This is a genomic window from Citrobacter freundii complex sp. 2024EL-00216 (assembly GCF_043945515.1).
GTDB classification, from domain to species: Bacteria; Pseudomonadota; Gammaproteobacteria; order Enterobacterales; family Enterobacteriaceae; genus Citrobacter; species Citrobacter portucalensis.
Genome location: NZ_JBIMRA010000007.1, coordinates 128,065 through 153,396, shown reverse-complemented (window position 1 = coordinate 153,396; position 25,332 = coordinate 128,065). Strand labels below are relative to the sequence as shown.

Below are 25,332 nucleotides of genomic sequence, written 5' to 3'. Positions count from 1 at the left end.
GAGCGCACTCCTGTTAGTGTGGGCGACAAACCAGTGGGCCTATTTGCACAATCCCCTTTGCTGACGCGGGATAGTCAAATTGCACGCGACAACTACCGGTGTCCGTATCAACGCGCAGCGTGTTGTGCTGCTCAAGAGTGTCGAACCATGTCATTCCATCAAAGCCAACGACAGACGATTGTCCTTTTTCGTTGATGGCGTAAGCCATGCTGCCTTCAGGAATTGGCTTACCCTGATTGTCGACGAGGATAATCTGCGCAGCGCGGACGGGGGTGATGCCAAAGCTAACCAAAGTACCGGAACGATCGGCTGGCGTGGCATTCGTCTCAACGCGTGCGATCCGCATATTGGCAGGGAGATCCATCGGGTCAATACTGATCAGGTTTTTTTGATAACTGTTCAACGGGGTGACCAACAGTAGTCCCTGGTCATCGCTGCGGCCAATCAGGTTATTTTGCAATTTGACTGGAACATCAGGCACGCCGTCAGTTGAGACGACGGCAAAACCATTATTGATTTCTCTTGCTGCAAACAGGCCGCCTCCCATGGTCACCAGCGATCCGGTTGCGCCTGCATAACCGTAATGGTTATCCGGTAAACGGCTGAATCCCGCGTACGCTTTACCATAACGTCCCAGATATCCCACTTCGCCCTGGCCACTTTGCCGGGAAGCCTGCTGACTGGCAGCCAGATTCCAGCCCCAGCCGCCGTCGGCAGGGGGCGTCAGGCTGGCGTTGAGCTGGTAACCGGTTTCGTCGTTGGTACGTTGTAGGGTGCTGCTGGCGCTCAGATTGTTGTCGGTCGTGATGGTTACCATCAGATAGAGGCTACGATCGCGGTTGTCGTCAATGTTCTGGTTGAATCCGGCATTCAGTGAGATGTTGTCGGTGAGAGATTTAAACCAGCTGGCATTGGCGTAGCGCACCGCATTTTCGTGTGGATATCGAAACTGCAAATAGCTCAGGCTGACATTTCCAGCTGCTTCCAGCGAATAACCAATAACCGTGTTGCTGTTAAGCGTGGGGGGCGGCTCACCGTAGTGGGTGGCGACATCGCGATAATCGCCGGAAGTTGCCGTGGAACTGGTACTGAAATTAAACCGTTCGCCGGACCAACGGTAACCAAAACTGTACAAAAACCCGTTCTTTCCTGAGTCGGTACTTGCGGCAAGTGAGGTCGAAAACGTGCCGCTGCGGGTTCCTGGGATCCAGTCGTTACTGAAGCCCGCGTTAATCAGTCCATCGCTGGTTTCCGCGTGAGTCCCGGCGGTGAACGTATTGCTAAACCCGCGACGCCACGTAGCGCTCAATACCGGTGCGCTGGCATAATCAAAAGAGGAGTAACCATAATTTTCGCGTACCGTGCCTAATTCTGCCGACCAGGCGGTTAATCCTTCCCGCAGGAGTTGCTGATCGTTGTAGAACGAGAAATTTTGTACGCTCGTTCTGCCCAATGCATCTGTCATCATCACCTGACCCGTTCCCGCGCCGCTGATGTTAGGCATCGTGTTGATCTGAAAGCTACCTGCGGGGACTTCTCCGTTGTAGTACCTGACGCCGTCGACGTACAGCTCAACGTTTGACGGCAACGTCGCGGATCCCAGATATGCTGGAAGCGGGGTGGTTGGCATATAGGGCTGTAACCCAAAATCGGTGCCTATCTGAATGCCGCCGATTCGCGTCGGTCGGGACCAGATGAGTGAACTAGTCAGGGTATCGCCAACGGTTAACGCCAACATCGAATCAGGAAATGACGTACGCCAGCTGGTGTCGAGGCGCTCAACGCTGTTATCGGCATATTCCTCGGTAGAGTACTGCGTCAACTGAGTGGTGCTGAGCACGCCGGCCGTATTGAAGGCGCGAATTTCGCTGAAGGTATTGATTGCGCTTTCATCCCCCTGTTGCGTATAGATATCATAATTGAGCAGCGCCCCGCGTGATGTTGTTGCCGTTGGCGCGGTTTCGGTGGGCGAGTTAAGCTGCGTGGTCGCAAGATCGAGTGAACTGAGCGGCGCAGTAAGCGAGAGCGTTTGCAACTGAACGTTGTAGTCAATGGTTAGCTGGGGGATATCGTTCAGGCAGACGGCGTTAGTGGCGTCTGGAGCAAAGCGAAAGCCCATTTTACGCAGAGTATCTGCTCCTGCATAAAGCTTTCCATTATCGTAGCCAAAATGAACCAGCCCAACGGGATTCCCATTTAAGGTGACGTCGAGATACAAATCGACTCCCGTAATCTGCGAGGCGCTATTAATAACACCATTTTCGTTCTGGTTATTATTCAGCGTTTGTGCGCAAACCATTCCCGATATTAATACTCCATTGAGAAAGCAATATTTCACCAGAAGCCAGGATCTGTTACAGATCTTGTACTGTTTTTTGGCCATTGATTGTGACTTCAACTTTCCCGCCGTAATGATTATTCCTGGCTGACGGGGAAACTATCCAGCGCATTGTTGATCCGGGTAAAACGTAGCCTAATAGTCCGGGTGTAATGACTTTTTTAGTACCGTCAGGGCTTATAAATGTTGCAGCAGATAACTGTGCATGCCCATTTCCCTGATTACTGACTTCAATAAATTTTTTGCCATCCAGCTGCTGTAATTTCCATTGCAGTTTTGCCTGCGTTTGTGCCGCTGATGTTGGTTGAATGAAAACGGGAACAGAATAATGCAGCACAAACTGAAGCTTGTTTTTTTCTACTTTTGCAGGCGGTAACTCATCTATCGACAAACGATAAGCGTCTTCGGCATGTGCCGAGGGAGGGCTTGTACGAATAACGCGTATCAGCTGTCGTTCTCCAGGGGCTAATGCTAACATCGGCGGGCTAATCACCAGCCCCTGAGAGGGGGAGAGTTTGTCGTCATAAGCGCTTTGACTCCAGCGAAAAACCCGAACCTGGGCATTGAGCACATTTTCACCCGCGTTACTCAGCCAGATACCATCGGCATTTTGCGTCGCTTGCAACGTTAACGTGACCGGGGCTATTTGCAGTCCGCTGGCGGTGGCAAGATTGACGCTCGCAACCATCCCTAGCAGGCATGCGCAGGCACACTGCTTTACAGGCAGTTTTACTCTCATATGGCTTCCTGAAGTTAGTAGTTAACGTTAACCGTTACCGTGTCGGCATAGTCGTCAGGAGTGAAGTTGGCGCTCGGTGCGGTGGCATAAACAGTATACGTTTGCGCCAGACCTGTACCCGTCGCCGCTACCCCATTTCCAGGTGCGGTGTCGGTGGCGGTATTCCCCCACACCGGACCTGTTGCTGATGTACGATTTAGCTGATAGGGCACTTTGTCGGTATTGGTGGCAGCGTTAGCTACGGAGGACATGGCGCCAGATCCTGTTGTCGTCCCTCCATTGGCAGCCGACGGTGCCAGACCGATAAAATAGGGCGTGGTTTTTGAGCAATTAATTGAAATAGTGTTGCTTGCACTGGTATTTGTCGCCGTGGTATTCACCGGACCAAGTGTAATATTTGAAGCCGAACCGGCAGTCACGGTACAGGCTTTTTGAATCGTCATCAGCACCTGAAATGTTCCGTTAACGGTTGCTGCATTTGCCACAGAAATAATGGAAAAGGCGCAGCAACAAAGAATTAAGCGTTTGTCTAAGACTAGAGCCATATCCTTTACCTTTTTCAAATAACCACATTTATTACTTTAGAAAAACAATAATGTGGCACAAGAAGACATAATTTAACCCTAGAATAAGTATTAGACGTACGCCAGTTGATCTAATGAATTTTACTTAGGAAAAAGGTGATATCGTCTGCAAAAAAATAATACCAATGGGTTAGTATATTGTTTTATTTTTATGCTATGGCCGGGGTTAAGTCAGGAGGATAGAGGGCAACATATTCCTTGGGTGGTACTCAAAATAACCAGCCAAAAAATGAGAGTTGTATGATTTATCTTACACGTATTACGTGTAGGTTACGGGCTGTGGAAGATGACCTTATAACCTTGTTCATTCCAGTGTTGGAGCAGTTCATTTTGTCTGCGGGTTGGCGTAATACCGGTCCAGACAAAAAGGGTTTGCCCAGGGAAAAGTTCAGGTCTTGGCGATTCAATGGGTTCAGCCAGAACGGCAATATGCCAACCAGATTGCGATAAGCGCCAGGCTTCGAGCCACAGACGGGTTCTGTCTTCAACATCCCAGGCCATCAGGAGGGCATCCTTTCCTGACTTGCGCCGCGTTTCAGACAGCAGTGTGGCAACATATTCAATCAATGCGCCATCAAGCATGCTGTTCATTATGCGGGATGTATTATGGTCAAGTATCAGCCGTTGACGTACGGGAAGATAAACGTGATCGATCAGCGCATCTACGGGGTGAACGCGACCGAGTGCGGTAATTTTGGCTCGCAGCTTCGGCGGATGCGCCATGCGAAGAATGCTCATCATCTCTTCTTGTAATTGATTCCAGTCGTCGTCAGCTTGACGGGTACTGGTTTCCAGCAATGCCTTAACTTTCCCAACAGGTATGCCATTGCTAATCCAACGTTTTATTTCTTCAATACGCTGAATATCTTCTTCATCAAAGAGTCGGTGGCCACCTTCACTGCGTTGAGGTTTGAGTAAACCGTAACGCCGTTGCCATGCCCGAAGGGTGACAGGATTTATCCCGCAACGTTCTGCGACATCCCCAATGCTGTAATAAGCCATAGTTCCCCCGGACACTCCTGATTCTCCGTCACCGATATGCGGTTCCTGTTACTTTGTACAACATGCATCAAATTGTACAAAACATACAGAGGATTCTAGCAAAATTAAGATTTACTTTACTATCACGCAGGGAGTAAATGCTGAATTTTTATGTTCAGCATGAGGGCGGTTGTTGTGATTGTTTATTTATAACAATGCGTTAGTTATTTTGACGCTGAGAAATCATTTTTCTCTGGCCATGCAACAGACGGAATACCATTCAGGCAGGCTTGTGCAAAAAGGTTACCCTGGAAGATTTCAATACCTGCGGACTCAAGCCACATCCACTCTTCAGGTTTTTCAACGCCGACTGCGGAAATCATGATTTCCAGTGAAGTGCAACATTTGATAATTGCCTGAATGATGGCCTGTCTTGGTCCACTTTTATGCACATCCGTGATCAGCTCGCGGCTTATCTTAATTCGGTCGGGTTGAAAACGAGACAGAAGCTGAAGCCCGGCAAAACCTGCCCCAAAATGATCTATCGCCACACAGATCCCCGCAGCCTTGAGTGACTTTACGGCCTGCGCGAACGTATCAAAGCGCGATATAACTTCGCTTTCGGTAAACTCTACAATGATTTGTTCAGGCACCAGTCCGTGCGCCGCGATTTCGTTTATCAGAAAGCTGACTGCATCGGGTTTGTTTACCAGGGTCATGGGGAGCAGATTGACTGACAGCATTTTGTCGTTAAGTCCCAGCGCGCTTGCCATTGCAAAAGCAGTCTTTTTGCTCTGCAGATCCGCGGTATACAGTTCTTCAGGATTTAAGTTGCCAAAATAAGTTGCGGGCGTTTCACCGTCTCTACCACGAATAAGTGCTTCCAGAGCAATGACGCGCTGCGACATAGGATCGATAATGGGTTGAAAAGCAAAGCTGAAATCGATATTGGACTGGAGTGTGCTTTCATCCAGGAGAGTACAAGAGTCGTCGGCAATAAAACTCCAGTAATCAGGCGCAGGTATTTCAAAATAACTCGATTTTTCCGTCGCAAGGACAAATGTGCGGAAAAACTGTAATGCCCGGTCATCATAGGTGAGCTGAAATTTTGATGTTCCCTTGTTAAGTACCGCTTGCAGGACGTCATTGCGTTCATGTTTTTGTAAATCAAATAACTCCATTCCCACCTTTCCGAATCTTCTCGCAGGCGCGTAATCACACATCAGCTCAACGATATTGTGGTGTCGTGGATCGTTACATATACAATGATAAATCTCTTTTACCTGCTCCTCAGGTCCTTCAAGCAGTTGGAAAAAGTGGCGGCCATTAAAGAGTAAAATCCCCGTAACATCGGATCGCCGGTTTTTTAGATTTGCGGCTGTCACCATATCCTCAAGCGCTCTGAGGGGGGCGTCATCACGTAGATGGCTACGGTAAATAATGGTCGTGAGCATGGACAGTCCGGGATCAAGGGAAGGGAAGAGATATGGACAGTATCAAACAAACCAGCTTATGTCCTGATTTTAATACATTATTCTAACTTTATTTTTACAAACAAAGACCCTCAAACAGATCGAATTCATTCGTTAAACGAAGTGAATTGTACAACCGAATTTGATTTCATGTAGTTTGGTATTTATCTAACTTACTGATTGTATTGATTTAGCACTTTTTGATAAAAATTGATGGTTCGCGTTGTACACATTTTTGGTACAACTTTGCTACTGTTATAAAACTTAATATTCACCAGCATTTTGTTACAGGAGCATGACATGCAGCAGCATACCGTTCGCACTGATACTGCAAGCGCGATTTCTCGTTACTTTGCGAAGGCGCATCTGCCAACTCAACAGGAAACATTGGGAGAAATCGTCACTGAGATACTCAAGGATGGACGAAATCTGAACCGCAAATCACTTTGCACCAAGCTTCTGTGTCGTCTTGAAAAAGCATCCGGGGAGAAAGAACAGAAACACTACAATGCGTTAATTGGCCTGCTTTTTGAATAAAATAAACCCCTTACTTATAGGGGTAAGTAGTGAAGGAGTTATGAAGAAAACTGATAGTGAACGCCTGAAACATGAAATTACAGGTTTGGCTGTGCTAGAAATTTTGCGAATGCATACAGACGTTTCGTTAGCTGCAGTGATTAAGCAATTGCGACTTATGCAGGCCAGTGAAATAGATGGCACACGCAAGCATTTAATTGACAGCGTTATCAATGATTTTACAAACATTAATCCGGGGAAGATACGTAGAAAACCGGATAAAACCAGAGATGAGAGTGCTTTCAGTGCCAGCAAAAACCCTAAATTACATTAAAGATAATCTTCCAGACTATACAAGCGAGGTTACCATGCTTCATGAAATTAATGTCCACAGTGTAATGACGGATAAAGCTTTATCAAGTTACTTCCATAATGCAGGTGAGCTATTAGCAGATGAGTCTGTGGTATTGGGTCAGGCGGTAACCAATGTAATTCTGGCAGGTGATAATGTTAATAATAAAAACATCATTTTAAGCCTGATTAGTTCTCTGGAATCAACAGTTGACGTTGTCCAGGCAGATGTTATCAGAAAAACCCTGGAAATAGTGCTGCGCTACACAGCTGACGACGTCTAAAAAGTCTTCATATTAATATAATATGTACAGTACCTTTGTTATATGCTGAAAGCACTCATGCTGAGCATTTTTTTGATTAAGACTATACATAGCACCCTCTCTAGAACAATTGTGATTTTTCATTGAGGCCATAATGATGAACATCGTTCAGGAACACACTGGAAACGCAGATTTATGGATTGATGATATTTTTATCAGGCAAGGGCTAAAGAATATTCTTGCAGATATTGTTTTCGAAGATGATAAGACGCATCTGGTTTTTTTCACTGCCAATCACTTTGAGGCGGTAAAAAGGCAAAATTACGATCTGAAAACGCATCGTCTGGTACTGCTGATTGATGGTCATCTGTACAGATATCTCAATGATTTATCACTTTACAGACTGCCAATAGATGTTAGCGTTGCCACATTCAAACAATTTATTATTGATATTACTCATTCTGGCGGTATACACGACAATCAGTCGGAACTAAATATTTCTCTGACTGCGCGAGATAAATATATTTTAACGCAGTTAGGGGAGGGGCGAACTATTTTTGAGATATCCGCCTTGTTAAATCTACATTTGAAAACGATTTACCAGGCCAGGCAGAATCTGATCAAGAAGCTTGGTTGTTCTGGGCTGATTGATTTTCAGGGAATACTGCGAGCGAAAATATTCCGCAACTGGCTGGAACATGCCTGAGTAAATCGACAGTTCGTACTTACTGTTGGGGGATACGACAGGGCCAATGACCCTGTCCGATATATTTTAAACTTCGCTACTCTGTCACCAGTTCATTTCCCATCTTCTGCTGATGATGCTTTTTGCTCAACGAGAAATAGCCAAATATTAGCGTTATTACCACAATGCTGGCCATAATCAGGAAGATTTCCTGATAGCCCACTTTATCAAACAACTTACCGACAGGCAGTGACAGCACGATAATGCCAATGGAACTGGCGATATTGAAGCCAATGAGATATATCGTTGATGACAGGCGTTTGTCAAAATTCGCTACGCTGAATTTAAACACTGAAATAACAAACAGTGGAACTTCCAGCGCATGAAGCATTTTAATCAAGGAGATAATATAGATATCGGTGAACAGTGCTGAACCCAGGATTCGACAGGTCATGATTGTGCCACCCAGCAGCAATGCGGATTTAGGCCCGATGCGGTTAATCAGGAATGGAACCAGCGCCATACCGACGGCTTCCATAAAGACCTGTACCGAGTTGAGATAGCCGTATACGCGTGGTGCCAGTTCGGGATCGTCAAATAAGCTGGCGTAAAACACCGGGAACATCTGCTGATCGTAGATGCTATAGAACGACCAGGTGCCGACGACAAAGATAACGAAAAACCAGAACTGCGTATCTTTAAAGATAGTGAGAAAATCATTTCGGGTCAGCGCGTCAGGTTCAGGAGAACGCGTTTTTACAGAAGATGGGGCGGGTGAGTTGGTTTTGAACAACACGTTAATCAACAGGAATAACACCCCCATTACCGATACGCACCAGAAGTTAATGTGTGGGTTGATGCTGAAGAAGATACCGCCAACAAATGTCCCTGCGGCGTAGCCAAGCGATCCCCACAAGCGGGCGGTGCCGAATTCAAAGTTGAATTTGCGGCTCACTTTTTCGACGAAGCTTTCTACCAGACCACAACCCGCGAGGTAGCCAAGGCCAAAGAAAATGGCTCCCAGCGCCATACCAAGTTTGAAGTTGGAGGTCAGCAGCGGTTCGTAAACATAAATCAGGAACGGGCCGCTGAGCGTGATGACTATCCCCATCAGCCAGATAAGGTGTTTACGGGTGCCGAGCTTATCCTGCAGAAAACCGTAGACCAGCATAAACAGCATGCTAAAGAACTGGTTTACGGCATACAGCATTCCTAGCTCCGTTCCGGACAGGCCAAGTTTATTTTTTAGCCATATCGCATAAAAAGACCACCACAACGACCAGGCGGCAAAGAAAAAAAGCAGATACCCGGACGAGTACCGATATTTGTCATTACTGAACGGCATATTTATCTTCATGATTTTTCCAATCCAGATCAGGTCATTGTAAGGTCTTTCTGATACGACGTAACGAGTGCGCTTTATTACGGGGTAATCGTCCTCCGTAGCGACGGTTGTGACTGAATAAAGCTGCTCAGGTGTTGGTTGTCGGGAAACGCGCTTAGCGCGCCACGCCGGGTGGTCGCCAGAGCACCACAAGCGCTGGCCTGCTCGATAAGTGGAAGTAGCGTTGACGTCGATTTGGGCCAGCCTTCCTTGGCGAGTGCCGCCAGCAGCCCGGCCATAAAGGCATCACCGGCGCCAGTGGTATCGATACTTTCGACGTTATAGCCGCTTAAAGTTAGCCTGCTGTTTTGCCAGAAAGCGATAGCGCCGTCGGCACCGCGGGTGACGATTTTCAGGCGTGCAGGAAAATCAACCAGACGTTCGCAGGCGCTACTGAGACAGTTGGTCTGCGTTAGCCACAGCAGCTCTTCTTCCGACATCTTCAGAATGTCGCTCTGCCGGGCAAACTCGTTGACAAGGTCAAACATCTGCATCTCGTTGCTCCACATCTGCGGACGCAGATTGATGTCAAAGCTCAGAGTACCGCCGGTCTGTCGCAATGCGGCCATAGCCTGGGCGAGGGTGGCGCGGCAGTCAGGGGCAACCAGCGCCAGCGAGCAGAAGTGCAGAATATCGGCGCCAAAGTCGGGCAGGCTCGCCGGGCTGAGAAATTGATCGGCAGACGGATTGACCAAAAACTCAAACTGCCGCTCGCCGTTGGGAGCCAGTGAAACCAGTACGGTACTGGTGTGCTGATGTGCATCAAACTCCAGACTTCCTGTATCCACCTGCGCTGTTTCCAGCGTCTGATGCAGAAAGCGACCAAAAGTGTCATTGCCCACACGGCCAATAAAACCGCTGGCGCGGCCAAGGCGAGCCACGCCGATTGCCACATTGAAGGGAGCGCCTCCCGCGCAGGCTTCAAACTGCATATTGTCGCGCGGCAATAAATCCACCACAGCGTCTCCGAGCGTCCAGATAGTCATTATTTTTCCCCAAAGCAGTAAGACGGGTGTTTATTTGGCGCTGAGCGGCCAGGCATGCCCTTGATTAAAAATGGCGTGTCCGTTCAGGCTGAATAAGGTCAGTTGGCGATCGTCCGGTTCAGGATAAATACGACTGCTAAGGGTATATTCACCGTGATTGACAAATACCTCTACCGAGGAGCTGTCGATAAATAAGCGCAGATCCAGCCGGTCACCAACTGGCAGCGGCACGCTGCGATAACCAGAGAGACCATGCTGCGGGTAGCGACGATCCAGCACCAGACGCTGTGCCTGAGCATCGACGTAGACCCGTAGTCCGCCACCCAGCGCGATACCATATTCTTCAGCACTGCTGCGGGCGATATCGATGCTCAGTTCGACTTCAATAGCGTGCGCCTGCTCCTCTACCATCAGGGTGCGATTGTGTAGTTCGCTGACCGGCCAGACATGAAGCTCACCGCGTAATAATTCCAGCTCTTTCACCGGGTTCATACGCAGCCGCTGATCGGTATCGAGCGTCACCTCGCGGGGGAGGGTAAGCATGCCCGCCCAGCCGTCGGCTTGTTCTGGCATTGGCGATTCCCACATCGACAGCCAGCCAATCACGATGCGGCGCCCATCCGGGGTGGTAAATGACTGGGGGGCGTAAAAATCATGCCCGTGATCCATCTCCTGGAAGGCGTGGGTGACGTGAAAATGGAGATTATCCTGCCATTCGCCGACCATATAGCCGCTCTGGAACAGGTTACGGTAATCGTATCCGTCTGCGGCGATGCCCTGCGGCGAGAACATGAGGACGAGCTTATCGTTGAGTGGGAAGAGGTCTGGGCACTCCCACATGTAGCCCATGCCGTCATCGGCTCTGCCGAGTGTGCTGGCAAACTGCCAGTGCTGTAGATCTTGCGAGCGATAGAGCTGCACTTCGCCCACGTCATTGACCTGGGCACCCACCACCATGTACCAGTTGTCTCCCGCTTGCCAGACTTTCGGATCGCGAAAATGGTGTACGCCTCGCGGGGTATCCAGAATCATGCCCTGGCGTTCAAAGTGAATCCCGTCGGTGCTGGTGGCCAGGCACTGTACCTGATACAGGTTTTCCTCTTTCGCCTCGCCGTCAAACTTGTGTCCGGTGTAGATCAGGGCCAGCTTATTACCTTCAACCACCGCTGAACCGGAAAAACAGCCGTCTTTATCTTCCGGCCCTTCTGGTGCCAGTGCGATGGGTAAGTGCTCCCAGTTCACCATATCGCGGCTGCGCGCATGGCCCCAGTGCATTGGTCCCCAGACCGGCTGCCACGGATAGTGCTGATAGAACGCATGGTAGTAACCATCGAACCAGGACAGACCGTTGGGATCGTTCATCCAACCCGCCGGTGGCGCCAGGTGATAGCGTGGATACCAGCGCGGGTTTACAAGGTCTTTCTGCTGGCTTAAGGTTTTGTTGGCTTTGGAAAGTAGTGACGTCATTTGCTTGTCCCTGTAAGTGAATTGATCAAAAGATAACGTTAACATTCTCGGTTTTCTCGCAGATTTGATGGTAATATCGATGTTAATCACAAAAGTTAACGTTAACATTTTGCGGGCGTTATCGAGATCGCATTTTCAGACCCCGGCAAAGTGAACATCGGCGAAGGAGAGGGTATGGCATCTTTAAAGGATGTGGCGCAGCGGGCTAACGTCTCGTTAATGACCGTATCGCGGGCGATTAACGAGCCCGAACGACTACGGCCTGAAACCTATAAAAAGGTGATGGAAGCGGTAGATGCGCTGGGGTATGTCTCCGATCTCTCCGCTAAAAAAATTCGTGGCGCGAAAACCACGGCTAACACGATTGGGGTGCTGGCGTTGGACACTATGACTACGCCATTTTCCGTGGAGATAACGCTCTCTATCGAAGAGACCGCGCGGGCGCACGGTTGGAATAGCTTTGTGGTGAATATGTTCAGCAATGACAAGCCAGAGAAAATGGTTGATCTGCTGTTGGCGCATCGCCCGGACGGTATTATCTACACCGCGATGGGACTGCGCCAGGTACCGGTACCGGAAAAGCTGCATAAGTATCGCTGCGTGCTGGCGAACTGTGAAAGCACAAGCGGCCCTTTCCCCACCTATATTCCCGATGATGAACAAGGGCAATATCTTGGCGTGAAAGCTCTGTTGGCCGCAGGCTATCGCCGACTGCTGTGTATCCACCTACCGAAAGGAATTGTGGCGACCGATCGCCGTCGGGCGGGAATGGAGAGGGCTTGTCGTGAAGCGGGTGTCGACCCTGATGCAATGTTCCACCACTATCTTCCGCCGGGCGAGCGCCACCATATTGATGCGGCGGAGATTGCCGGGCATTACCTGAGCGGCGCGCGCCCGATGTTCGATGCGGTGGTGTGCGGTAACGACCGCGTGGCTTTTGTTATCTACCAGCTCTTGCTGGGGCGAGGGCTGCGCATTCCGCAGGACGTCGCTGTGCTGGGCTATGACAATATGGTGGGCACCGGCGAGCTATTTTTGCCGCCGCTCTCAACGGTACAGCTGCCGCACTATGAAATCGGGCGTCTTAGCGCGCTGCATCTTATCCAGGGGCTCGATCACCGGGATACCGTGCGGGTAGACAGCCCCTGGCTTCCGCGCGCCTCAATATGATTAACCTAACTGCTTCGTTTCATCAACCGGAGGGATGTGTGAATTATGTGGGGGGTATCGCTAATTTGCTGGTGGATGTTACAAAACTGAAACGTGGGGGTACTGCTAAGTCACGGTTTAGCGCGCAAGGCTCAAAGTTGGGGCGTGTATTAAACTCTCGTCGTAATTTAGGGTTTCAATAAAATAACCGTTATTTATTAATGTTAACGTATCAATACATCGTAACTTACGAAACGTTTAGATTTTAGTTCGTACTTACCCATCTATCGCTCTTCTCTGCTCATTCTGCTTCTCTAACTTCAGCGGGACGCACAAGCGTCCACCACATTAACCACATGCAATAGTTCAGCTCAGTGACATCGGATTCTACGGCGGTTATAGGCTTTTACGTCCCTTTTTTAGCCTACAGATAAACCGTGAAAATTGTGATCCCGTACTCAGATAGTGCATTCCGTGGTTGCCTTTTAACCACAGACTTTTATTGTATTCTCATTGTATACAATAAGAATACAGGAAGGTGAGTATGAAAGTGATTGATACCCATAACCATATTTGGCATTGCCAGGGAGAGCATTTTGCCTGGATCACAGACGATCTGGCGGCAATTCGCCGTGATTTTCTTATTGACGATTTGCAGGCCGTATTGGCTGAAAACCACATCGAAGGCGCCATTTTAGTACAAGCCATCCCTTCAATTGAGGAGACCGAATGGCTGCTGGAAATAGCTGAGCATCACGATGAAGTAAAAGGTGTTGTGGGATGGGTGGATATAAACCACGGGGCTGGGATCGCAGAGGATTTGCAGAGACTGCAGAGAAAATCCCGCTATCTGAAAGGGATCCGCTATATGTCTCAGGGCTTGCCTGAGAGCCATTTAGTGACCCCGCAATTTATCCAGGGGGTACGTTGCGTTGGAGAGCAGGGGCTGGTGTATGAACTGCTGGTTACGCACCAACAGCTGGAGGCGGCAAGCCAGCTTATCTCTGCTTGTCCGGAAGTGACCTTTGTTATCGAACATGCGGCAAAACCCGCAGTTCGCGACGGAGAAATTACCCGCTGGCGTGAACAGTTAATGTTGATTGGTGAGGCTTACAGCAATGTTTTTTGCAAACTATCAGGCCTGGTCACGGAAGCAGATTATGCCCGCTGGACGGGACCTGAGCAGGCGAGCCAGGAGCTGGAACCTTATTTTAGCTCGGTTTTTGCCGCATTTGGTGATGAGCGAGTGATGTATGGCTCCGACTGGCCTGTTTCTCTACTGGCATTACCGTACGCCGACACTTTAGGGCTTTACCAGAACTACCTGCAATCTCACCAGGCTCTTTCCAGCGATAACTTTTTTTATCGCGTGGCAGAGAAGGTTTACTCATTAAAGTAACAGGGGGGCACTTATGGAAGTCGTTCAATATATCCTCGGATTTGGCCCGGCAGTGGTCATTCCAATGATTATGTTTTTATTTGCCGTGCTATTTGGCGCGAAACTTGCCGATGCGGCGAAAAATGCAATGACGGTAGGTATTGGTTTTCTCGGTCTTTCGTTGCTGATCGGTTTTATGGTGACATCACTCAGCAGTTCGACAGAAGCGATGGTAAAAAACCTCAATCTTCATTATGAAGTATTGGATCTGGGCTGGCCGTTAATTAGCGCCTTCAGTCTGGCTGCGCTTTCTCTACCGATTGTTTATGCGTTATGTTTTGCCACTAATTTGTTGATGATTTCAACCAATACCACCAAAACCCTTAACGTTGATTTTTGGAATTACTGGCACTTTGTATTTGCCGGAATCATCGTTGAACAGGTGACGGGTTCATTTTGGATGGGAATTTTTGCAAGTTGGATCACATTTATTATTACGCTAAAAATCGCCGATTACATTGCCCCACATGTGCAGAAATTCTGTGACACGCCAAACGTGACCATTACTCAGGCGGAGATCGTCGCATGGGCCCCGCTGGCATTTTTAATGGACCGTGTAATTGATCGCATTCCGTTGATTAACAAAATTGACCTTAATCTCAGCAAAATTGAAGCCAAACTAGGGTTTTTTGGTAGTCCGTTAGCGATGGGGGCCATTCTGGGGGTGATCATCGGTATGCTTGGCGCGCTACCTTTCAGCGATATTATTAAGAGTGGGATGAATTTTGCTGCGGTCATGGTGTTATTACCGACGATGGCGGGAGTGCTGGTCAGTGGTCTGGTACCGATTACTGAAATTGCTTCTGAATGGGTAAAGAAACGTTTTCCAACAAAGTCACTTTATTTTGGTATCAGTGGTGAAATTGCTTTTAAAAATCCTGCGGTATTGTCTGTAGGTATTTTGATGGTGCCACTCACGATCCTGATTAGTACTATTTTGCCTTTTAATACCATGATGCCATTCGCCGATATTCCTTATCTGCCGATATTTGTTGTCTTTGGCACGGTTGCATGCAACGGAAACATGTTCCGCGGATTAATTAATGGCATTGTCATCGTGTGTGGGATCCTGTGGTTTGGTTCGGATCTCGCGGTTGTGTCGCAGGCTTTGGCCGAAAAGGCGCAACTGAATGTGCCAAAAGAGATGATGGCCTCATCAATTGATGGTGGCTCACACGCTATATCTTATATCTTCTACAAAATGTTCGAGCTGTTAAAAGGAATGAATCCTGCACTCTTGTGTCTTTTTTCTATCGTAGTGACTGGGATTGTTATTTATGTGCTGAAGTTGATTTTTAATATTAATAATAAATCAACGACCGCGGCCTCATTAACTGCTAACAAAGTTGACTAAGAATACTGATAAACATCAGGGGAATATTATGATTACTCAGAATACAATTAAAAGTGTAGGGCTTAGTGTACCTTCTTTAACCTTCGGCGCAGCCAGCCTGGCTAATTTATTCAGAACGCTGAGCAATAACGAAGCAATGGACATTGTTGATAAGGCAATTCAGGTTGGCTGGCGCTACTTTGATACTGCACCACATTATGGTAGCGGACTTTCTGAGTTGCGTTTAGGTTTGGGATTACGTGGACTGGAGCGTAGCGAATATGTTTTGTCCACCAAGGTTGATCGTCTGCTGCAATCCCGGAAACAAGAGCCAGGCCTTGAAGCAGGGGAATTTTTTTATGATGAGAACCCTTTTAACCGACAGGCTGATTACTCCTATGAGGGCATCATGCGCTCATACGAAAACTCTATCCAGCGGCTGGGAACCCGTTATATCGACATTCTCTATGTACACGATCTCGGCACTTATACCTACGGCAATACGGAACTGGAACGCCAACATTTTAAAACCTTCTGCGAGTCAGGGCAGAAAGCACTAGAAGAGCTTAAGCGCAATGGCGATATCAAAGCCTGGGGCGCAGGCGCGAATGAAGAGGCAATCCTGATGGAGGTGATGGATAACGCTGCCCCGGATATCTTAATGCTCGCCAACCGCTACAACCTGCTGGAAACAGACCGCCAGGCGTTCTTTGCTAAATGTGAAAGCAACAATGTTTCGGTGGCAGTTGCCGCACCTTTCGCTACCGGAGTTTTAGTCGCGAAAGATAAATCGAAGGCGTTGTATGAATACGGTTCCGCGCCAGCGCAGGTTATTGAAAAAGCAAATGCGATAGAAGCGCTATGTGCAAAACATGCCGTGCCGATTGGTGCTGCGGCGCTGCAATTCCCATTAAGAAACCAAAATGTGGTCACCGTAACCTGCGGCGTTCAATCCGTAGAACAAGCGTTGACTAATTTTGCCTGGGCTAACTGGGATATTCCGCAGGAATTGTGGGATGAACTGGCCAGCATTGGTATTCAGTAAGCATCATTTGTAACTTTGCGAAAAAATTAACAGATATTGAGGATGTAATGAAAATAGTTAAAGCCGAAATCTTTATGGTTGATTTGAAACCTAAAGTAAAACGTGTCGATGCAATTCAGTCTTTTGTCTCACAAGAGACGCCGATTATTCGTTTAACAACATCGAGTGGAGAAATTGGTGAAGGCTATACCTACACAATTGGCACCGGCGGCTCATCTGTGGTTGCGCTGTTACGAGATCACCTGTTACCGAAATTGATTGGTCAGGATGCGACGATGATTGAGGGCATCTGGGAATCATTGCTGTTCTCAACTCATGCGACCTCGGTTGGCGCCATTACGTCTCTGGCACTGGCAGCCATTGATACCGCATTATGGGATTTGAAGTGTAAGCGCATGAATTTGCCACTGTATAAAGTCGCAGGTGGTGCGAAGTCGCGCATGAAGTTATACACCACCGAAGGGGGCTGGCTGCATTTAAGCACTCAGGAATTAGTTGATGATGCGCTGGCTGTTAAGGCGCAGGGATTCTGCGGTTCTAAAATCAAAATTGGTTCTGAAAGTCCGGTGCGTGATATCGAGCGTTTGACTGCTGTACGTGAAGCGGTGGGTGATGAGTACGTGATCATGACTGATTGCAACCAGGCGTTTAAATTCTCGGAAGCCAAACAGCGAGCAGCGTTGTTGGAGCATATTAATCTTTCATGGATTGAAGAGCCGCTTCTGGCGCATGATGTTGATTCTCATCAAAAATTGTGTGAGTCAACTACCATTCCTGTCGCGGTGGGTGAGTCCATTTATTCTATCCAGCACTTCAAAGAGTATTTACAGAATAATGCCGCAGATATTATTCAGGTTGATGTGGCTCGTATTGGTGGTATTACACCATGGCTTAAAGTTGCACATATGGCGGAATGCTTTAATACAATTGTCTGCCCGCATTTCTTGATGGAATTGCATATATCATTATGTTGCGCCATTACTAATAGCCGTTGGCTGGAGTATATTCCACAGCTCGATAGTGTTACTCTTAATAAGGTGAATATTCACGAGGGATATGCTTTCCCACCAGAAGAACCTGGTTTGGGTATTCAGTGGGACTGGCAGAAAATACAGGCTGATACTGTTGTTTACCATGTCATTGAATAAAATAATTTTTATTTTCTCAGGAATATATTATGTCTGATAATCATGCTCAATTTCACGGTGCATGGTGCCCATCAATTACGCCTTTTGATCAACAAGGAAATATTGATTTATCGGCACTGCAGCAGCATTTGCGACGGTTGGAAGAGGCTGGGACTCATGTCGTATTGCTAATGGGAAGTATTGGGGAGTTCACCGCATTAACGCTGGATGAACGACTGATGCTTATCCGTGAGGCACGGAAAATGTCATCGCTGCCGCTGGTGGCAAATATATCAGCTACCTGTATGGCGGATATGATACGTCTGGCAGAAGAGGCCTGGCATTGCGGGTATCAAGCAGTGATGATTCTACCTCACTACTATTTTCAACAAACGCCGGCCCAACTATTGGCATACTACCGCGATCTGGGGCAGCGCCTGAATGGAAAATGGTTCGCATACAACTTTCCTGCCCGAACTGGATGCGATCTGGACGCGGTACTGGTAGCGCAATTAGCGGCAGAATTTCCCAATTTTGTGGGTGTTAAAGATACTGTTGATTGTCTCTCTCATACTCGCGCAATTATTCAGTCAGTCGCGTCCGTTAGAGACGATTTTGTTGTTCTGTCCGGTTATGATGAATATCTTATCCCAAATCTTCTGGCGGGTGGCGCGGGAGTTATTTCAGGATTAAATAATATTTGTCCCGAACTTTTTGTGCAGGCAATTAAAGCCTGGGATGAAAATGATCTTACCCAGCTTACTGGCATACAGCGTGAGATAAGCCGACTTTCTGCTATTTATAATATTGGTAATGATTTTGTTACTACAATTAAAACCGCGGTGGCTCATAAGTTTCAGTATTCTGGGGAGAAATCAAGAAGCTTTGCGGGGGAACTAACTCGTCAGGAATCGCAACAGATTGACATAATGTTCAGTATCAAATAATCATAAATCAATAACAGCATACATTATGCTACGGCAATGCTGTATTGCTGTTATACCTCTCTGTTATAAGGTATAGAATATGTCTTATAGAATGATATTAAATGAAACCTCATATTTTGGCGTGGGTTCAATTAACGCTATCGTTGATGAAGTTAAAAAGCGAGGTTTTAAAAAAGCGCTGGTAGTTACTGACCACGATCTTATCCAGTTTAATGTAGCGACCAAGGTACTTGATATTCTTGATAGCGCAGGGTTGCCTTATCAAATTTTTGATAAGGTCATACCTAACCCGACGATTGACGTCGTGCAGCAAGGTGTTGAGGCATTTCGTCAGGCGGGCGCGGATTACCTGGTCGCTATTGGTGGCGGTTCACCGCAGGATACGTGCAAAGCGGTAGGGATAATCATTAACAACCCTGAGTTTGCCGATGTCCGCAGCCTCGAAGGTGGGGCTGACACTAAAAATGCCGCTGTACCGATGATTGCCATTCCAACGACCGCGGGTACGGCAGCTGAGGTGACTATTAACTATGTGATTACCGATGTAGAGAACCGACGTAAGTTCGTTTGCTATGATCCTCATGCTATTCCGGTCGTTGCCATTATTGATGCTGACATGATGGCCAGCATGCCGCCCAGTTTAAAAGCGGCAACCGGTGTTGACGCGCTGACTCATGCAATCGAAGGATATATTACGAAAGGGGCATGGGAATTAACCGATACGCTTCATTTAAAGGCGATTGAGATGATAGGGCGTTCGCTACGCGGTTCGATACAGGGAATCGCCCAGGACGCTGAAGGCATGGCGGTGGGGCAGTATATTGCCGGGATGGGCTTCTCTAATGTCGGATTGGGCCTGGTGCATGGAATGGCCCATCCTCTGGGAGCATTCTATGGTACGCCACACGGCGTCGCCAATGCTGTGCTATTGCCGCATATCATGGCATACAACGCCGAGTTTACTGGAGACAAATATCGCCAAATTGCACAGGCTTTGGGCAATACTCAGGCCATGGTGATGCCGATTGAAGAGGCGCGTCAGGCGGCTGTAGAAGCAGTGGTGCAACTTAACCGCGACGTAAATATTCCCGCCCGACTGCGCGATATCGGCATGAAATATGAAGATATCGATGCTCTGGCAGCCGCGGCAATGGCGGACGTCTGTACCGGTGGAAACCCTCGAGATACCTGTATTGAAGAGATTAAAGCGTTGTACCGACAGCTCTACTAATTTTTAACTTCCCACATGACCGGTAGAAATACCGGCCATGTTATATGCATAGCCTATTTAAAGCTGGAAAACAGGCGGTTGTAGGAGTTGTTGACGTGATGGGCAATGGCTTCACGGGTTTGTTCTATATCGCGGGCAATAATACCGGCGCAAATTTTCAAATGTTCTTTGGATGAATCAATAATTGAATCATTTTTCATTTTGTCTGAACGCAGCATGCGTAACCGGTCATACATGAAGGTCAGCGTTTTAGTCACAATGGCGTTGTGGCAATCGGATAGCATTTGTTCATGTAGCTCGTTATCAGCTTCGAGTAATAAAGACACATTCGAATCATGAAAACCGACTTCAATTTTATCTTTAATTGTCTGGTAGCGTTGCGGGTCCTGGTTCTCCCATGACAAATTCAATACCATAATTTCAATGTCTTTTCGGATCTGGAAAATATCACGTATTTCACTGAGCGTAATGGGTTTAATGGTTTTCGTTTTATTTTTGGAAGGCTCAATCCAGCCTTCAGTCATCAGGCGAAACAAAGCTTCGCGCAGCGGCGTACGGCTGACATTAAGTTCCTGACATAGCTCATTTTCTGAGATAGCCCCCACCAACTCATTGGCGATGATTTTGGCCTTCAATTGATGATATGTTTTTTCGCTGATGTTCATAGTCTGGCTTTAATGAGGGTCATAATCATGTTTAATGAGATACAAATTAGCCCCTTGTCACTATGAAATCAATGGGTAAGCCCGGTTGTACAACGAATTAGCTCGTGTTTCAACGACTCAGTCAGCAGCACTAACAGCTCCCTGCGCATCCACATCCTTCTGCAGATGATGTTTTTTTACTCAGCGTGAAGAAACCAAATACTGGCGTTCATACCACGATACTGGCCATCATTAAGAAACTCTCCTGACAATCCACCTTTGCAAACTCAGCGTTGAATTTGGCTTAGTGGAAGAGATAGCCGTTAGCCAGTTTGATGAGGATGTATGCAGGTGGTCTTTTGGCCGACATGTCTCTGGCATTAACTCCTGATGAGGAGCGCTTTTTGTCCCTAAAAATTGTCCAATGTGACTAATGGTCAAATAAATTGTCGATTTCTCTAAAAAAAATGATCAGCGTGCCGATACACTGACAGGATATGTCAGCATTTTATATATAATTCATGTCAGGAAAACAGAAAAGTAGGTGCTTATGGCTGATTCAGCAAGGAGTTGCTCAGCAGAACGTTTAGTCGATATCCTAATAGAGCTGCAAACTTGTGGCGTTGTGAATCGCTATCAGTTGATGAAGAAATTTAATATCACTGAACGAACGGTCTATCGTGATCTTAATATGCTTTCCTCCTTTATTGAGGGGTGTGGTGGTGGAGAGTATCGATTGATACCGATTCGCGCGCAGAATAATAGCGCCTATGCCCTTCATGACCCTCTGGCAAAGCTGCTGGACGCCGACGCGGTTTTTCCTGATAGAGATGAGGATTTTTGGCTTAACTTAGAAAAACGAGCGGTAGAACAGCATGTTAGAGTTCAGTTTGGTCGCCCTGAACATTCAGTCAGAAATGATTTGCGAAAGTATTTTAACTTATTAGAAAAAGCGATTCAGAAAAACAGTGTCTGTCATATTTTATATAAAGACAAAACGCGCACCGTTCACCCTTATAAATTAGTTAACCAGAAAAATATTTGGTATCTGCAGGCGACCGAGGACGGAAAGCTAAAGTCTTTTTCGTTAAGTAAAATTCGGTGGTTGGATATCCGGAAAGAGCATTTTACGGTCGATACACCCACACTGTCTTTAATTGATGAGCATCGCGATCCTTGGGTAAGTGAAGAGACGTTTGAGGTGCGGGTGCGTATTAAACACAGCATTGCAGGCTACTTCGCAAGACGAGATTTACTGCCTCAGCAAGAATTAGTGCGTGAAGAGAATGATGGCGTGACTTTGCTTTGCAAGGCAGCACATCAGAATCAAATTATTCCACTAATTCTATTCTGGTTACCGAATATAGAAATTCTGGAACCTGAATGGTTGAAAAAAACGGTCATCAACATACTGCATAACTACATCACTGGCGATCGCGACTCTGTTCCTGTTCTGGAATGTGATGTGTAGCGGGTAACAACGACTTATTGCACAGGAGATTTTTATTTATGGCATTACCTTTCATTATTCTGGGCGTCGCGGCAGCGGCAACGGCGTTTGGTGGCAAAAAAGCTTATGATGGCTACCAGAAAAAATCTGAAGCCGACGATGTTTTAGATCGCGCGCAGCGTCGCTTTGATAAGCATAAAGAGAGCTTTGATCTGGCGAATGAAACAACGTCGAAAAAACTGGCCGAGCTGGGTGAAAAAGAACTGAAGATCGGTAAAGATTTCAATGAATTTAAAACGATTGCCGACGATCTGTTGGCGCGAATGGCTAAGGATGGGCATAAAGATCTTCGTCTGAAGGTACCGCAGCACAACATCAATAAAATTCAGAGTCTGGCGATTTCCGCCACGGAATACCTGACGACGGTCGTCGGTGCCGGGGTGTCCGGTGCTGCCGCTGGTTTTGCCGTGTACAGCGGCGTGATGGCGTTTGCCGCAGCGTCTACCGGTACGCCGATTGCCGCCCTGTCTGGTGCGGCGGCGTATAACGCCACAATGGCGGCTATTGGCGGCGGATCTCTGGCCGCAGGCGGCTGGGGAATGGCGGGCGGTGCGATGGTGCTTGGCGGCGCGGTAGTGGCTCCATTGATTGCTATCGCAGGCTGGGCTTACGATAGCCATGCCGAAAAGGCGCTTAACAATGCTTATCAAAGATCCCGTGAAGTGACTGCTGCGGTGGAAAAAATGAATGCGGCTGAAGCGCAGCTGACGAAGGTGCAGCAGTATGTAAATAGCATTTATGAATCAATAACCCGTATGCATAGCGTCTTTGTTCAACACTACTTTGAACCGCTGAAAGCGATGCATGCCATCATTGTTGAGCGTCATGAGAAGAATATAACCACTGAGATTAGTGAGTCGGAAGAGATCATGGCGATTATCGACCATGGTTATGAATTAGCCGCCATCATGACCGACGTGATCACCACGCCGCTGTTCAAGCCGGTGACGCAGGAAAACGGTGAAGCCGTTATCGAAGATGGCGTGATCCAACTGCAGACCGACAGCAACGGTATGAACCTGCTGAACAAAGAGATTCTGGACGAAAAACTGGCGGTTTCTGCTTCTGAGTTTGACGCATTTTCTTCTCGTATTTAATCGACGCGCCGGGCGAATCTGCCCGGCATTGCTATGGGCGAGCACAATGAACACAGCCAGGTTTGACTGGGGTGAAGAGTTACATCAGACGGTGGTTAAGAGTCTGACCACCTCTTTTGGGTTGGATTTTCTCTTGCTGGAGGATAAACACGGCGGCGATGTGAATACCATTCATAACGCTCGCGAGGGAGTGTATGCCACCGATGCCGAGCGTCAACGGTACGAGCAACGTGAAGGGTATGATTCTCATCATTACCATAGCCACGAAAACTACATTGCCACCAACCGGGCGGGAAAAAAGGCGCACGAGGCCGGTACGTTGACCGATACCTACACCGGTGAGAAATTTGCGGCTAATGATAAAAAGAACCTCGACCATATTATTGCCGCCCATGAAATTCACAACGATCCTGGGCGTATCCTTGCCGAATGCGATGGTGCCGATCTGGCTAATGATTCATCAAATCTGACCTTCACGAATGAGTCGCTGAATAAGGCGAAGAAGGCGAAAACGATGGATGCCTTCGTGCAAACGCTACAAGAACAGCATGCTGTGACCACGCAGGAAATTGCCCGTTTACGCAGCCAACCAACGCTTTCCGAGCAAGAGCAAAAACAGCTGAATAAGCTGGAAAATAAAGCCGCCGCCGATTTTGAACGGATGAAAGAGGCCGACAAAAAGGCGCGGGCAAAATACAACAGTACGATCAATCAGGAATATTATACCAGCAGTAAGTTTGCGAAGAATGTCGCCACCGCCACAATGAACAATGCGTTTCGCATGGGAACGCGGCAGATGTTGGGACTGATTCTGGCAGAGACCTGGTTTGAGTTCCGCGAGCGTATTCCCGTGATGTTTGAGAAGCATCGTCATTCATTCGATGCCGGAGACTTCCTGCAAGATGCGGCGGAGGCATTACGCGCAGTCTGGCAGCGAGTGCAGGGTAAATTCAGCACTTTCCTGACGTCCTTTAAAGACGGTGCAATCGGTGGCGTGCTCTCCAGCATTACGACGACGCTCTTCAATATCTTCTTTACGACTAAGAAGATGATGGTGCGCCTGATTCGTGAGATGTGGAACAATTTGGTACAGGCTTTTAAAGTTATGGTCTTTAACCCTGAGGGGTTAGCGCCGGGGCAGCTCGCTAAAGCGGTGAGCAAGCTGGTGGCTGCGGGTGTAGCCGTGGCTGCTGGTGTGGTGGTTAACGAAGCTTTAGCCAAGATGCTCGTCTTTCCTTTTGGTCCGGAACTGGCCGCTTTCTGCGGTGCGCTGGCGACAGGTATTCTGACGCTGGTAATGAACTACTTCCTGGAACACAGCGCATTGATGAAAAAGGTCTGGGCGTTTCTGGATACGTTTAAAGATAAGTATCAGAAAGCACTAGAATATTATCAGCAGGTGAATGCTGAACTCGATCGTTATCTACTGGAGCTTTCTGCGTTAGAGTTTGCTATTGATACGTCAGCGCTATCGCGTTTCTCGCTGCATCTTAACGCGGTGAACAGTGAAATTGAGCGTGGTTTGTTGCTGCGAGCAGAGGTTGAGCGCCGAAATATTGCGCTACCGTTTGAAGCAGGGAATACCCGCTCTGTGCGTAGCTGGTTAAGTAAGCTATGACGCTAACGCCCGCGTTTCCCTGTAACCAGTGTGGCGCTTGTTGTCGCCACGTCGATCGCGCCAGTGAAACGCAATTTCTTGATCGCGGTGACGGCATTTGTCGTCACTATCAGATGGAGACAAAGCTGTGCGCGATTTATGAAATACGTCCGCTTATTTGCCAGGTAGAAAAGCAGTATCAGCTTAACTACCAACAGCAATATAGCTGGCAGGAGTTTATTACGCTTAATCGTGAAGCGTGTTTAATTCTGGAGAAACTGTAGGGCGGTATGCTTCACGAAGGGGTCAGCGTCAATATGTACTCATTTTTGACGGTGCTGTGACGAGATGAGTTGAGATGCTGTGAAAACAAAAATCCACGCAATTGCGTGGATTTTATAGGTTTTTTCATTTTCATGAGATTCGTTGCAACCTCATGAGACAACAC

At 47.7% G+C, this 25,332-nt stretch carries 24 protein-coding genes; 15 read left to right on the top strand and 9 right to left on the bottom strand.

Going from position 1 to position 25,332, the window contains the following annotated elements; all coding sequences use genetic code 11:
* Window positions 1-13: 13 nt before the first annotated feature.
* The 5 genes from ACHHZ7_RS11495 to ACHHZ7_RS11475 all read right to left on the bottom strand — a co-directional run bounded on the left by ACHHZ7_RS11495 (window position 14) and on the right by ACHHZ7_RS11475 (window position 6,096).
* Complete coding sequence (locus ACHHZ7_RS11495) at window positions 14-2,299, bottom strand: fimbria/pilus outer membrane usher protein (RefSeq protein ID WP_060682096.1); 2,286 nt, start codon at window positions 2,297-2,299, stop codon at window positions 14-16.
* 55 nt (window positions 2,300-2,354) lie between these two features.
* The gene (locus ACHHZ7_RS11490) at window positions 2,355-3,077 is read right to left on the bottom strand and encodes a molecular chaperone (protein WP_003833508.1); all 723 of its coding nucleotides are present in this window, start codon (window positions 3,075-3,077) and stop codon (window positions 2,355-2,357) included.
* 14 nt (window positions 3,078-3,091) lie between these two features.
* Window positions 3,092-3,622 carry a spore coat protein U domain-containing protein gene (locus tag ACHHZ7_RS11485; protein ID WP_003833507.1) on the bottom strand — a complete coding sequence of 177 codons (531 nt, stop codon included), beginning with the start codon at window positions 3,620-3,622 and terminating at the stop codon, window positions 3,092-3,094.
* Window positions 3,623-3,931: 309 nt separating this feature from the next.
* A complete protein-coding gene (locus tag ACHHZ7_RS11480) occupies window positions 3,932-4,663 on the bottom strand; it encodes a MerR family transcriptional regulator (RefSeq protein ID WP_008784993.1) in 732 nt (243 codons plus the stop codon).
* 203 nt (window positions 4,664-4,866) lie between these two features.
* Window positions 4,867-6,096 carry a diguanylate phosphodiesterase gene (locus ACHHZ7_RS11475; protein ID WP_060682097.1) on the bottom strand — a complete coding sequence of 410 codons (1,230 nt, stop codon included), beginning with the start codon at window positions 6,094-6,096 and terminating at the stop codon, window positions 4,867-4,869.
* Between the two features lie 318 nt (window positions 6,097-6,414).
* Between ACHHZ7_RS11475 and ycgZ the strand changes: the two genes are divergently transcribed.
* From ycgZ to ACHHZ7_RS11455, 4 genes are all read left to right on the top strand, one after another.
* Entirely contained in the window at window positions 6,415-6,651 is a 237-nt protein-coding gene (gene ycgZ, locus ACHHZ7_RS11470; RefSeq protein WP_003833500.1) for a regulatory protein YcgZ, read from the top strand.
* Between the two features lie 40 nt (window positions 6,652-6,691).
* Entirely contained in the window at window positions 6,692-6,964 is a 273-nt protein-coding gene (locus ACHHZ7_RS11465) for a hypothetical protein (RefSeq protein ID WP_060682098.1), read from the top strand.
* 34 nt (window positions 6,965-6,998) lie between these two features.
* Window positions 6,999-7,265, top strand: coding sequence for a biofilm development regulator YmgB/AriR family protein (locus ACHHZ7_RS11460; RefSeq protein ID WP_008784990.1), 267 nt, complete (start codon window positions 6,999-7,001; stop codon window positions 7,263-7,265).
* 133 nt (window positions 7,266-7,398) lie between these two features.
* Window positions 7,399-7,950: a LuxR C-terminal-related transcriptional regulator gene (locus ACHHZ7_RS11455; RefSeq protein ID WP_060682099.1), complete on the top strand. Its 552-nt coding sequence runs from the start codon at window positions 7,399-7,401 to the stop codon at window positions 7,948-7,950.
* 76 nt (window positions 7,951-8,026) lie between these two features.
* Here ACHHZ7_RS11455 and ACHHZ7_RS11450 read toward each other — a convergent pair whose 3' ends face one another.
* The 3 genes from ACHHZ7_RS11450 to ACHHZ7_RS11440 form a co-directional block, all read right to left on the bottom strand.
* Window positions 8,027-9,286, bottom strand: a complete 1,260-nt coding sequence (locus ACHHZ7_RS11450; protein ID WP_003833490.1) for an MFS transporter — start codon at window positions 9,284-9,286, stop codon at window positions 8,027-8,029.
* Between the two features lie 65 nt (window positions 9,287-9,351).
* On the bottom strand, window positions 9,352-10,299 hold the full coding sequence (locus ACHHZ7_RS11445) for an aminoimidazole riboside kinase (RefSeq protein WP_060682100.1): 948 nt from the start codon (window positions 10,297-10,299) through the stop codon (window positions 9,352-9,354).
* A gap of 30 nt (window positions 10,300-10,329) precedes the next feature.
* Window positions 10,330-11,766, bottom strand: coding sequence for a glycoside hydrolase family 32 protein (locus ACHHZ7_RS11440; RefSeq protein WP_060682101.1), 1,437 nt, complete (start codon window positions 11,764-11,766; stop codon window positions 10,330-10,332).
* A gap of 174 nt (window positions 11,767-11,940) precedes the next feature.
* Here ACHHZ7_RS11440 and ACHHZ7_RS11435 point away from each other — a divergent pair, with 174 nt between their 5' ends.
* The 7 genes from ACHHZ7_RS11435 to fucO all read left to right on the top strand — a co-directional run bounded on the left by ACHHZ7_RS11435 (window position 11,941) and on the right by fucO (window position 20,036).
* Complete coding sequence (locus tag ACHHZ7_RS11435) at window positions 11,941-12,936, top strand: LacI family DNA-binding transcriptional regulator (RefSeq protein ID WP_048216224.1); 996 nt, start codon at window positions 11,941-11,943, stop codon at window positions 12,934-12,936.
* 523 nt (window positions 12,937-13,459) lie between these two features.
* Window positions 13,460-14,314 (top strand): amidohydrolase, encoded by an 855-nt coding sequence (locus ACHHZ7_RS11430; protein WP_060682102.1) that lies wholly within the window; start codon window positions 13,460-13,462, stop codon window positions 14,312-14,314.
* A 13-nt stretch (window positions 14,315-14,327) separates the two neighbouring features.
* Complete coding sequence (locus ACHHZ7_RS11425; RefSeq protein ID WP_060682103.1) at window positions 14,328-15,707, top strand: PTS transporter subunit IIC; 1,380 nt, start codon at window positions 14,328-14,330, stop codon at window positions 15,705-15,707.
* A 28-nt stretch (window positions 15,708-15,735) separates the two neighbouring features.
* Window positions 15,736-16,731 carry an aldo/keto reductase gene (locus ACHHZ7_RS11420; protein ID WP_060682104.1) on the top strand — a complete coding sequence of 332 codons (996 nt, stop codon included), beginning with the start codon at window positions 15,736-15,738 and terminating at the stop codon, window positions 16,729-16,731.
* A 47-nt stretch (window positions 16,732-16,778) separates the two neighbouring features.
* Window positions 16,779-17,879 (top strand): mandelate racemase/muconate lactonizing enzyme family protein, encoded by a 1,101-nt coding sequence (locus ACHHZ7_RS11415; protein WP_060682105.1) that lies wholly within the window; start codon window positions 16,779-16,781, stop codon window positions 17,877-17,879.
* A 29-nt stretch (window positions 17,880-17,908) separates the two neighbouring features.
* Window positions 17,909-18,805 (top strand): dihydrodipicolinate synthase family protein, encoded by an 897-nt coding sequence (locus ACHHZ7_RS11410; RefSeq protein ID WP_057066760.1) that lies wholly within the window; start codon window positions 17,909-17,911, stop codon window positions 18,803-18,805.
* Between the two features lie 79 nt (window positions 18,806-18,884).
* Window positions 18,885-20,036 (top strand): lactaldehyde reductase, encoded by a 1,152-nt coding sequence (gene fucO, locus ACHHZ7_RS11405; RefSeq protein ID WP_057066758.1) that lies wholly within the window; start codon window positions 18,885-18,887, stop codon window positions 20,034-20,036.
* Between the two features lie 53 nt (window positions 20,037-20,089).
* On the opposite strand, the gene ACHHZ7_RS11400 is transcribed toward fucO, so the two are convergent.
* Entirely contained in the window at window positions 20,090-20,701 is a 612-nt protein-coding gene (locus ACHHZ7_RS11400) for a GntR family transcriptional regulator (RefSeq protein ID WP_048216229.1), read from the bottom strand.
* Between the two features lie 529 nt (window positions 20,702-21,230).
* On the opposite strand from ACHHZ7_RS11400, the gene ACHHZ7_RS11395 reads away from it, so the two are divergent.
* From ACHHZ7_RS11395 to ACHHZ7_RS11380, 4 genes are read left to right on the top strand one after another with little or no spacing between them, the layout of a single operon-like run.
* Window positions 21,231-22,151 (top strand): YafY family protein, encoded by a 921-nt coding sequence (locus ACHHZ7_RS11395; protein WP_060682106.1) that lies wholly within the window; start codon window positions 21,231-21,233, stop codon window positions 22,149-22,151.
* Between the two features lie 38 nt (window positions 22,152-22,189).
* A complete protein-coding gene (locus ACHHZ7_RS11390) occupies window positions 22,190-23,287 on the top strand; it encodes a chemotaxis protein (protein WP_395149085.1) in 1,098 nt (365 codons plus the stop codon).
* Window positions 23,288-23,333: 46 nt separating this feature from the next.
* Window positions 23,334-24,905: a hypothetical protein gene (locus ACHHZ7_RS11385; protein ID WP_060682107.1), complete on the top strand. Its 1,572-nt coding sequence runs from the start codon at window positions 23,334-23,336 to the stop codon at window positions 24,903-24,905.
* Window positions 24,902-25,168, top strand: coding sequence for a YkgJ family cysteine cluster protein (locus tag ACHHZ7_RS11380; protein WP_060682108.1), 267 nt, complete (start codon window positions 24,902-24,904; stop codon window positions 25,166-25,168). Before ACHHZ7_RS11385 ends, ACHHZ7_RS11380 begins: the two co-directional genes overlap by 4 nt.
* Window positions 25,169-25,332 lie beyond the last annotated feature (164 nt).

Coding starts and splice junctions, on each gene's coding strand:
- ACHHZ7_RS11495 (WP_060682096.1), bottom strand. CDS start 2,299: ATGGTTTGCGCACAAACGCTGAATAATAACCAGAACGAAAATGGTGTT.
- ACHHZ7_RS11490 (WP_003833508.1), bottom strand. CDS start 3,077: ATGAGAGTAAAACTGCCTGTAAAGCAGTGTGCCTGCGCATGCCTGCTA.
- ACHHZ7_RS11485 (WP_003833507.1), bottom strand. CDS start 3,622: ATGGCTCTAGTCTTAGACAAACGCTTAATTCTTTGTTGCTGCGCCTTT.
- ACHHZ7_RS11480 (WP_008784993.1), bottom strand. CDS start 4,663: ATGGCTTATTACAGCATTGGGGATGTCGCAGAACGTTGCGGGATAAAT.
- ACHHZ7_RS11475 (WP_060682097.1), bottom strand. CDS start 6,096: ATGCTCACGACCATTATTTACCGTAGCCATCTACGTGATGACGCCCCC.
- ycgZ (WP_003833500.1), top strand. CDS start 6,415: ATGCAGCAGCATACCGTTCGCACTGATACTGCAAGCGCGATTTCTCGT.
- ACHHZ7_RS11465 (WP_060682098.1), top strand. CDS start 6,692: ATGAAGAAAACTGATAGTGAACGCCTGAAACATGAAATTACAGGTTTG.
- ACHHZ7_RS11460 (WP_008784990.1), top strand. CDS start 6,999: ATGCTTCATGAAATTAATGTCCACAGTGTAATGACGGATAAAGCTTTA.
- ACHHZ7_RS11455 (WP_060682099.1), top strand. CDS start 7,399: ATGATGAACATCGTTCAGGAACACACTGGAAACGCAGATTTATGGATT.
- ACHHZ7_RS11450 (WP_003833490.1), bottom strand. CDS start 9,286: ATGAAGATAAATATGCCGTTCAGTAATGACAAATATCGGTACTCGTCC.
- ACHHZ7_RS11445 (WP_060682100.1), bottom strand. CDS start 10,299: ATGACTATCTGGACGCTCGGAGACGCTGTGGTGGATTTATTGCCGCGC.
- ACHHZ7_RS11440 (WP_060682101.1), bottom strand. CDS start 11,766: ATGACGTCACTACTTTCCAAAGCCAACAAAACCTTAAGCCAGCAGAAA.
- ACHHZ7_RS11435 (WP_048216224.1), top strand. CDS start 11,941: ATGGCATCTTTAAAGGATGTGGCGCAGCGGGCTAACGTCTCGTTAATG.
- ACHHZ7_RS11430 (WP_060682102.1), top strand. CDS start 13,460: ATGAAAGTGATTGATACCCATAACCATATTTGGCATTGCCAGGGAGAG.
- ACHHZ7_RS11425 (WP_060682103.1), top strand. CDS start 14,328: ATGGAAGTCGTTCAATATATCCTCGGATTTGGCCCGGCAGTGGTCATT.
- ACHHZ7_RS11420 (WP_060682104.1), top strand. CDS start 15,736: ATGATTACTCAGAATACAATTAAAAGTGTAGGGCTTAGTGTACCTTCT.
- ACHHZ7_RS11415 (WP_060682105.1), top strand. CDS start 16,779: ATGAAAATAGTTAAAGCCGAAATCTTTATGGTTGATTTGAAACCTAAA.
- ACHHZ7_RS11410 (WP_057066760.1), top strand. CDS start 17,909: ATGTCTGATAATCATGCTCAATTTCACGGTGCATGGTGCCCATCAATT.
- fucO (WP_057066758.1), top strand. CDS start 18,885: ATGTCTTATAGAATGATATTAAATGAAACCTCATATTTTGGCGTGGGT.
- ACHHZ7_RS11400 (WP_048216229.1), bottom strand. CDS start 20,701: ATGAACATCAGCGAAAAAACATATCATCAATTGAAGGCCAAAATCATC.
- ACHHZ7_RS11395 (WP_060682106.1), top strand. CDS start 21,231: ATGGCTGATTCAGCAAGGAGTTGCTCAGCAGAACGTTTAGTCGATATC.
- ACHHZ7_RS11390 (WP_395149085.1), top strand. CDS start 22,190: ATGGCATTACCTTTCATTATTCTGGGCGTCGCGGCAGCGGCAACGGCG.
- ACHHZ7_RS11385 (WP_060682107.1), top strand. CDS start 23,334: ATGAACACAGCCAGGTTTGACTGGGGTGAAGAGTTACATCAGACGGTG.
- ACHHZ7_RS11380 (WP_060682108.1), top strand. CDS start 24,902: ATGACGCTAACGCCCGCGTTTCCCTGTAACCAGTGTGGCGCTTGTTGT.